The organism is Bradyrhizobium sp. BRP56, from assembly GCF_020194035.1.
Lineage (GTDB): Bacteria > Pseudomonadota > Alphaproteobacteria > Rhizobiales > Xanthobacteraceae > Bradyrhizobium > Bradyrhizobium australafricanum.
Map to the genome: position 1 here is coordinate 1 of NZ_JADYVV010000131.1, position 7,229 is coordinate 7,229.

Sequence of the window (7,229 nt, forward strand, 5' to 3'; positions counted from 1 at the left end):
GCTCGAAAGCAAAATCCTAAAACGCAAGAAACCGCGGCCCAACACCCGGCTTTCCTGCAAAATCGAACACTTCATCGAGACAACTTCTGCTTATCTATCGGGCCGATCTGCATTCTTCACGGACGACTAAAGCACACTAGAATCATAAGTTTGCCAGTGTCCTTGTCGAATCCGAAGTTCGCTCCGAAGGTGCGGCAAATGATGCGAACTTCGGATTCGGGACACTAGGGTTACGAGCTCAACTCGGAAAGCATGCCCGGGCGGTCAGCGTCACCGGGGACAGATTGAGAAATTGTGCAAATTGAAATGCATAACTCGCGCTGACCACGTTGCCGCAGGCTGACGTGGAATAGGTGAATGTCTGCGCCGGGAGCGTGAGGCCGAACGCCTGTTGCGCGGCGTAATTCGTGATGGCGCTGCCGCTTGGACAGAGCGTGCTGTTGACGGTCGCGCAACGCGCCGCCATTTCCGTGCCGTGCTGCAGCCCGAGCTGGGTCCAGAACAGCAGTCCGAATTCGATGATGCCAAATATGAACAGGAAGAACACGGGAGCGGTCAGGGCGAATTCCAGCGCGGAGGCCCCTCGATTGTCCCGCCATAGCGGTGTGAGTTTCACTGCAGCCTCGCAGTGGACTGGGCGCTATAGGTGTAGGTGGCCGCCACAATCTGATAATTGATCAGCGTGTAGTAGGTCCCTTGCGCCGAAACCATGGCATATGTTCCGGCCTGCGCGCCGCTGGGGCAGACCGCACCGCAACTGACGGTGCTGACCCCGGAACTGGTCGGGCACCCGCAAAACTGGTACGGCTTGGGCGAGGCATTGATGGCTGTGGAATTCGTGGCGGCTGTTACGGCGCTGGTGACGCCAGTCTCGTCAAAGCCGCGCACGATGGCGTATTGCGCTCCCGCCTGCGCGGCATTCTCGACCTGCATCTTGCGATAGAGCGCGAGTCCGATGTCGGTTACCGAGACGACCATCAGGGACAGCAACGGGATCATGATGCCGAATTCGATGGCCGCGACGCCGCCCCTGTCGTGAACGGCGGTGCGCACAAGCTGCGTCAGAGAGAAAACCAATCGACCACGGCTGTTGGATGAGGATCTCTGGATTTGCATCGGGGCCAACCTCACTCGATGAGTTGCGCGGTTTGCGTGCCTATCGTCGCGGTGCCGAGCGCCGAACAATTGACCTGAAGGTTCGACGTGCCGCTGAACGTCAGCGTGTCCGCGATGATTTTGGTGCATGATGTGCTTGTGCCGTTACCACCGCCGAAGCTGAGGTCGGCCTTCGGCAGGTAGATGGCGCCGCCGAAGTTCTGGGTGGCACCACCCGTGAGATTAAAGGTAGTCCCGGCCGGCATGTTGCGGTCGCCATACATGACGATGCCCTTCGTGGAGCCGGAGGTCGGCGCCGTCAGATCGACGATCGCGTTGCTGCCGATCGAAGCCGTGCCCCACTTGCTTCCCGAGCCCGTAAAGACCAGGGTCACGCCGCTGCCCGTGATGGTGGCGTTGCCCGCGACGCTCAAGTTCGAGCCGTCCAGGTAATAGATGCCCGGATCGAGGTTCAGCGTTGCGCCGGCGTTCACCGTAATGCTGCCCGAGTAGCAGCCGGGGCTGAGGGAATTCGTCTTTCCGTTGGAATTGACCGTAATCTTGGCGTTCGTGCAGCTCGGCTTCGACGGCGGAGAGACGTTCGCATACGGGTCAGCCATTGGCTTCACATGCGTCTTGACGCCGTTGGTGGCCGTGATGTTGCTGGTGCCGGAGACGTCGCCGACGACGCCGACCTGATTGGCGGCGATCGTCGCGCTGCCGGCCACGTTGAGCGATGGGCTTGCACCCGAGTTGCTGTAAAGGTTGCACTTGATCAGGTTGAGCTGGTTGCCGCCGCTCACGTTGACCGCGGGACTGGCGCTGGCGTTGAGCGCAAGCACGCAGCCCGTCCCGGAATTCGGCAGGGCGACCGCGCGCGCGGTGACCGGCACCGGGGCCGAGCCGAACAAGGCTGACAGCAACCGCTGTTGCGGTTGACTCACGATGACTTCGACCGCCTGCAGGTTCGACGTCTGACTGCCGGTCTTCGGCGGTTGATTCACCGTGACCGTGACGTTGTGCGCCCCGTTCGCGTAACCGTAGTTTGCCGTGACCGCGTTGGCTTCGGACAAAAGGTCGGCGCCTGCACTTGCCGCCGTTGCGGCGCTTACCGCGCCGGAGTCGGCGGCACTCTGCATGTTCTTATGTTTGTAGTACCACCATCCCACTTCGGTACCGAGCCCTGCCGTGCCGACCAGGACCGGCATGAGCAGCGCTGAAATGATCACGTAGCTGCCCGACTGGTCTCGAACGAATTGTCGAACCAAGCTGGTCTGATGTTGGTGCCGGCGAGTAATACCCAATGGCCGGTACGACGATGCAATGAATAAACGGCTGTGCCTCATGTGCTCTCCTGAGACGCTTGCCAATTTTCCGAAGTAAGGTGACGCAAGCGACTTAAATGCGCACCAACGGGAACCCGACAATTTTAGGAAAATTGTGCGCAACGGGCTGACGACACCCGGTCCCGATCGCACCCGATTGGAACGCGGGGCGCGTAGCCCGCAGAAGCTGACGCCTGCAGGCTTACGACCGTCGTGCAGATTCCGCGTCATTCCAGTGGAAGCGCGGCACACAGGTCGCCGCGGCCGTTCGATTCAAGCGCCGATGTCTCGTGAATAGGCACGAGCTTTCACGGGTGACGACAGTCGAAGGACGAGGCGCTCAATAATCCTTCAGCAGCCGCTCGATGTAGTCGAGCTCGATCTGCGGCCGCGACGGATCGGCGAGGCGGCGGCGCAGCTCTTCGAGGATGCGGCGGACGCGCTGCACGTCGATCTCACCGGGGATCTTCACCGTGTAATCGTCGCCGAATTCGCGGCCATGCAACGGGCGGCCGAGCGGATCGGTCTGGTTGCCGCCGCTCTGCTGGCGGCCGGCGCGGTTGCCGGGGCTGTCGCCCGGCTGGTCGCCATCGCCCTGCTGCATCGCGTCGGCGAGGCTCTGCGCGCCCTTGCGCAGCGCATCCAGCGCACGGCCCTGCGAATCCACCGCGCCGTCGGCATTGCCCTCGCCGAGCCGCCCGGAGGCATCGCCCATCGCGGAATCGGCCTGGTCGAGCCCGTCATCGCCGTCATCGCCCTGGTCGCCGCCTTGATCGCCCGGCTGCGCCTGGTCGCCCTTCTGACCCTGGCCTTTCTGGCCCTTCTGGCCGCGCTGGTCCGGTCCCATGCCGCGCTTGGCGAGCTCTTCCTGCAGCTTCTTCAGGCGATCGCGCAGCGCCTGCTGGTCCTGCTGCAGGTCGCCCATCGACTGCTCGCCCTGCTTGCCGCGCATGCGGTCGCGGCGGGAATCCTGGCCCTGCTTGAAGGTCTTGTCGCGCAATTGCTGCTGCTTGCGGATCATGTCGCCGAGCTCGTTGAGCGACTGCTGCATGTCGTCGTCGCCCTGATTGGGCTGCGCCATTTGCAGGTTTTCCAGCATCTGCTGCATCTGCTCGAGCAGCTGCCGCGCCGCATCCTTGTCGCCGGAGCGTGACAGCCGCTCCATGCGATCGAGCATGTTCTTGAGATCCTGCTGGCTCAGCACCTTGGCATTGGGATCGAGCGGCCGGGCGAGCTGCTGCGGATTGTTGCGGAACTGCTCGACCATCTGGCGGAGGAAATTGTCCAGCGCGGCGCGCAGATTGTCGGTGAGCTTCTTGATCTCCTCGTCGGTCGCGCCGCGCTCGAGCGCCTGCTTGAGCGCGTCCTGCGCCGCACGCAGCGCCTTGTCGACGTCCGAGATATTGCCGTCCTCGATGGTGACGGCGAGCGACCACAGGCTGGCGACCACCTCGCGCAATTGGTCGTCGGTGCGCGCCGCCTCGAGCTGCCGGCTCACGGTGTGCAGGCCAAGGTAATAGCCGGTCTCCGGCATGAACATTTCGGGCGCGATCATCAGCGCCTCGAGCGCGGCGAACACCTGGCCGTTCTGATTGGCGTCGAGCGCCAGGATACGGCGCTGCTCGATCAGCGCGCGCGCCAGCGGCTTGGTGAACAGGCGCTCCGGCAGCCGCATGTTGAACGGCTCGCTCTTGCCCTCATTGCCGGCCTCGTCCTTGGCCGTCAGCGTCAAGGTCACGTCGGCCCCGGCATAGGGATCCTCACTGAGGTCCTTCACGGTCTGGCCGACGCCGTTGCGGGTACGCGCATTCGGCAGCACCAGCGCGAATTGCGGCGGCTCGAACAGCGGTCGCGGCTGCGCCGCCTTGCCGTCGGCATCCTTCTTGCCGTCGGCCTCCTTCGGCGCATCGGTCGGCCGCACTGCGAATTGCGCGCGCGCTTCGCTGACGCCGTAGTCGTCCTCGAGCCGGTAGGACATCTGCAGCGCGCCGCGCGCCTGCCGCTCCGGATCCTTGGCGAGCGCAATCGACGGCGGGCGGTCCGGCGTGGCGGTGAATTTCCACTGCGGCTGACCGGCCGGCGCACGGACATGCGCGGTGCCGTCGCCGGTGATCTTGAAATGCCGCTCGTTGGTGCCCTTGGGCGCCTGCCCGTCCGGCGCGACCTCGGTAACACCGCCACCGACGACGACGTCGATGCTGCCGCCGCTGGAGCGCACCAGGAGCGTGCTGCCGGCCGGAACCGCGAGCGGGGTGGTGTCCGCCGCGTTGGCGTCCTTGTTGGCGTTGGACAGAATGATCGGCGGCTTGCCGGTGTAGTTGGGCGGCGTCACCCAGGCATCGACCCGGACATTGGCCGGCGCCATGATGCCGTTCCAGTCGAATGCGGAGGCGACCCGCAGGCCACGCTCGTCGCCGGCGGCGACATAGCTCGCGACCAGCATCACGATGACCAGCGCGCGCAGTGCCCAGGGGTCGTGCAGTGACACGCGCGGCCGCGGCAGCCCGGCGCGGATGCGCTTGATCGAGGCCAGCGTGCGCTCGCGCTGCGCTTGCCACAGCGCCAGCGCAAACGGATCCTTGTTGGTGAGCGTGTCGGAGAGCGTGGTCGCCGGGCGATGGCGAATGCCGGCGCCGCGGTCGAGCCGGCTCAGGCCCTCCTCGCGGCTCGGCCAGCGGAAGCGCACCAGCGGCGACAGCGCCGCGAGCGCGGCAATCGCGAACAGGCCGGCGCCGGCCACGCGTGCGACAAACGGCAGCACCAGCCACAGCCCGGCCCAGGACGCGACCAGGAACAATCCTGCGACCGTCAGGAACCGGGCCAGATGCGGCCAAGCCCGTTCCCACCCAATCGCGAACCTTGCCCGCTGCAGAGCCTCTGTCAGTTTCAGCCGCGCGATCGCATCGCTGTCGCGGACGGCGCGTGACGGGTCAGAGGGGTCGATGTTGGCTCCGCTCAATAAAATCTCCGGGGTAGCCGGCAGGTCAGCCTAGCACGGCGGCGGCTTTGAGGCACCCGTTCCAGGCAGTAACCCACACCGGGAAATACGCATAACACGAAGGCGTGACTGCGGCGGTTCGACCCCGTAACGTCCCGGCCGAACCATCGCATTAACGCATGAGGAACGCGATATGGACCAAAAAACGCACGACAAGGGGCTCGAAATCCGCAAGGCGGTGCTGGGCGAAGCCTATGTCAACAATGCGCTGAAGAATTCGGACGGCTTCAACAAGCCATTCCAGGAACTCGTCACCGAATATTGCTGGGGCGCGGTCTGGGGCCGCGAGGAATTGCCGCGCAAGACCCGCAGCATGCTCAACCTCGCCATGATCTCGATCCTGAACCGGCCGCACGAATTGAAGGCCCACATCAAGGGCGCGCTGACCAACGGCGTGTCCCGCGACGAAATCCGCGAGATCTTCATGCAGGTCTCGATCTATGCCGGCATCCCGGCCGGCGTCGACAGCTTCCGCATCGCGCGCGAGGTGTTCGCCGAACTCGACAACAAGGCGTGAGACGCTGCTGCCTCACACGCAATGTCGTCCTGGCGAAAGCCAGGACCCATAACCACAGGCCTTCGTGGTGGGAACACGCTGGGGCTCCAGCGGAGCACAGCAATCAACCGCGGTGGTAATGGGTCCCGGCCTTCGCCGGGACGACAGCGAATGTGGGGTGCGCGGCTCCGCACATAACGACATAGAGGAAACGACTCATGGAAATCGGATTCATCGGCCTCGGGAAGATGGGCTTCCCGATGGCGCGCCGGCTGATCGAGGCAGGCCACAAGCTCACCGTGTTCGACACCAGCAAGGACGCGCTCGACAGGCTGGTCGCGCTCGGCGCGGTGGCCGCAACCTCGCCCAAGGACATCGCCGACCGCGTCGAGACCGTGATGGCGAGCCTGCCTTCGCTGCAGGCTTCGCTCGAGGTCGCGACCGGCGCGGGCGGCGTGATCGAGGGCACGCGCGTCAAACGCTTCATCGACCTCTCCACCGTCGGCTCGCAGATGGCGGTGAAGATCCACGATCTGCTGGCCAGGAAGAACATCGTGCAGATCGACAGCCCGGTCTCCGGCGGCGTCTCCGGCGCCGAGAAGGGCACGCTGGCGGTGATGGTGTCGGGCCCGCGGGCCGATTTCGAGCTGGTGAAGGGCGCGCTCGACGTCATCGGCAAGGTGTTCTTCATCGGCACCAAGCCGGGCTCCGGCCAGACCATGAAGCTCGCCAACAACTTCCTGTCGGCGACCGCGATGGTGGCGACCTCGGAGGCCGTTGTGATGGGCGTCAAGTCCGGGCTCGATCCGGCAGTGATGATCGACGTCATCAATGCCGGCTCCGGGCTGAACACTGCAAGCCGCGACAAGTTTCCGCGCTCGGTGTTGCCGCGCAGCTTCGACTTCGGCTTCGCCACCGGCTTGATGGTGAAGGACGTGCGGCTTGCGGTCGAGGAAATGCGTTCGCTCGGGCTGTCGATGGAAGTCGCCGAAGCGGTCGGCCGGCTCTGGGAAGTCATCATCCGCGACGAGGGACCGGAGTCGGACTTCACCTCGGCGATCAAGCCGATCGAGAAGGCCGCGGGCGTGATCGTCGGCGGCGGTAAAGGCGGCGCGCACGCCGCGAAGTAACGACTGCGTAGGATGGGTAGAGCGAAGCGAAACCCATCAATTGCGTCCGCGCAGCAGAGTCGTCCGTTAAGAAGCCGGATTGATCGAGGCTGGCCGGGCGAGCGTGCGCCATAGCTGGGCCAGGAACAGGCACAAGAGATATCTCAGCCAGGCGAGGATGCGGCGGAAGTTGTGTCCGACGGCTG

General features: G+C 64.6%; 6 protein-coding genes. 2 read left to right on the forward strand and 4 right to left on the reverse strand.

Going from position 1 to position 7,229, the window contains the following annotated elements; all coding sequences use genetic code 11:
* Positions 1 to 238: 238 nt before the first annotated feature.
* The 4 genes from I6F38_RS42615 to I6F38_RS42630 all read right to left on the reverse strand — a co-directional run bounded on the left by I6F38_RS42615 (position 239) and on the right by I6F38_RS42630 (position 5,379).
* Positions 239 to 616: a TadE/TadG family type IV pilus assembly protein gene (locus I6F38_RS42615; protein WP_225164603.1), complete on the reverse strand. Its 378-nt coding sequence runs from the start codon at positions 614 to 616 to the stop codon at positions 239 to 241.
* Positions 613 to 1,116 carry a TadE family protein gene (locus I6F38_RS42620; protein WP_225164604.1) on the reverse strand — a complete coding sequence of 168 codons (504 nt, stop codon included), beginning with the start codon at positions 1,114 to 1,116 and terminating at the stop codon, positions 613 to 615. The genes I6F38_RS42615 and I6F38_RS42620 overlap by 4 nt, the downstream gene beginning before the upstream one ends.
* A gap of 11 nt (positions 1,117 to 1,127) precedes the next feature.
* Positions 1,128 to 2,441: a pilus assembly protein TadG-related protein gene (locus I6F38_RS42625; protein ID WP_225164605.1), complete on the reverse strand. Its 1,314-nt coding sequence runs from the start codon at positions 2,439 to 2,441 to the stop codon at positions 1,128 to 1,130.
* Positions 2,442 to 2,760: 319 nt separating this feature from the next.
* A complete protein-coding gene (locus I6F38_RS42630) occupies positions 2,761 to 5,379 on the reverse strand; it encodes a TIGR02302 family protein (RefSeq protein ID WP_168857835.1) in 2,619 nt (872 codons plus the stop codon).
* A 172-nt stretch (positions 5,380 to 5,551) separates the two neighbouring features.
* Here I6F38_RS42630 and I6F38_RS42635 point away from each other — a divergent pair, with 172 nt between their 5' ends.
* On the forward strand, positions 5,552 to 5,935 hold the full coding sequence (locus I6F38_RS42635) for a carboxymuconolactone decarboxylase family protein (RefSeq protein ID WP_225164606.1): 384 nt from the start codon (positions 5,552 to 5,554) through the stop codon (positions 5,933 to 5,935).
* Between the two features lie 197 nt (positions 5,936 to 6,132).
* Positions 6,133 to 7,044 (forward strand): NAD(P)-dependent oxidoreductase, encoded by a 912-nt coding sequence (locus I6F38_RS42640; RefSeq protein WP_225164607.1) that lies wholly within the window; start codon positions 6,133 to 6,135, stop codon positions 7,042 to 7,044.
* Positions 7,045 to 7,229 lie beyond the last annotated feature (185 nt).